Source organism: Acinetobacter sp. YH16031 (assembly GCF_013417335.1).
In the GTDB taxonomy this organism is placed as follows: Bacteria; Pseudomonadota; Gammaproteobacteria; order Pseudomonadales; family Moraxellaceae; genus Acinetobacter.
In genome coordinates this window covers 1-1,159 of record NZ_VPED01000181.1, presented here as the reverse complement: position 1 = coordinate 1,159, position 1,159 = coordinate 1, and the positions used below count along the sequence as shown (strand labels likewise).

Annotated in this window: 2 protein-coding genes; one reads left to right on the top strand and one right to left on the bottom strand. The window is 42.3% G+C overall.

Annotated features, from left to right (window positions below; translation table 11 throughout):
- Positions 1–847 (top strand): hypothetical protein (locus FTV31_RS17020; protein ID WP_180015817.1); only part of this gene is annotated, 847 nt, incomplete at its 5' end.
- Here FTV31_RS17020 and FTV31_RS17015 read toward each other — a convergent pair.
- Positions 831–1,064: a hypothetical protein gene (locus FTV31_RS17015; protein ID WP_174660715.1), complete on the bottom strand. Its 234-nt coding sequence runs from the start codon at positions 1,062–1,064 to the stop codon at positions 831–833. The two genes, FTV31_RS17020 and FTV31_RS17015, sit on opposite strands and share 17 nt — an antisense overlap.
- Positions 1,065–1,159 lie beyond the last annotated feature (95 nt).

Sequence of the window (1,159 nt, the reverse complement as noted above, 5' to 3'; positions counted from 1 at the left end):
GCATGTGGATGGGATCGATCGGACAGCTGAGCAGTTTTTTAAGCGTTATAACCCAAAGGATCCACAGAAAGGTGGGGCGCAGAAGCTGACAGCTGATGTGTTAGGCATGGGAAAGGCGCAGTTACAGCTGTATCGGCAGAAAACTGAAGAGCTGATTAATGACAGTCTCATGCGTTATGCCCCGACCAAGATGGTGGAAATCAAGGGAATTCAGGTGGAAGTTCCTAGTTTGGTCAGCTGTTTATCCAACAAGGAATACAACAAGAAGCATGGCACACAGCTGAAGGATGTTCCTGTGATGAATAAGGCGGTCCGTTTTGCGCGTGAGAAAGAGCCGGAATTAATGGCCGAACGGGAAAAGATGACTGCTGAAATTAACCGGTTACGTGCTGAAAATCATTATGAGTTGTATCGTTCGTTTTATGAGGCTGAATTAAAAAATCGAAAAGAGATTGAAGAGTTGAGCACGCAAGCTGAAACACCACGGACACGGCAGCATTGGTATGCTCAAGAAAAATTATTGTTTTTACAACAGAAAATGCTGCAAGCCTTATTGCAAGATCGTCAAATGACTGAACCTTTTAGGGTGATTCAGCATGATTTACAGACTTATATCGATCTTTTGAATATCGAATCCTTCGACCGACTTGAAAAATTTGAATACTTAACTGATTTGGGCCAACAGTTAAAGAATTCAGTTATCCAGATAGCCTCTATTGAGGAAGAATTGGCATTCATGCAGCGGCAAGTCATCGAACGTGTGCCTTTGCAAATGAGAGAAAAGGCAGTAACCCCTGACAAGATAAGAAATCATGATCAGGATAATGATTTTAGTCCTGGCTTTTAAGCAGATTATTTAGGGCACGCCACTGCATGAGCAATACTGCTTCTTCATCTTTAATTGTGGTTTCTCCGGACTGAATCCGGTCAAAGCGTTCCCAGGATCTTTTTTCATGAGCCTTTTTTTCTTCAGGACTCATGCCGAAGGTCGTAATCGATTGAGCTGTTGCCCAATCCTTGCGATCCATTTTTTTGAGATGCTCACTTGTACTGAATTTTTTCATGGAAATACTTCTGAGAGGGACTTAACCGAATTATTTGATCTTTAATTCCTGAATGTGACAGAAGCTGATATTGCAACTGCCAAGCTGAATGCAGA

Coding starts and splice junctions, on each gene's coding strand:
- FTV31_RS17015 (WP_174660715.1), bottom strand. CDS start 1,064: ATGAAAAAATTCAGTACAAGTGAGCATCTCAAAAAAATGGATCGCAAG.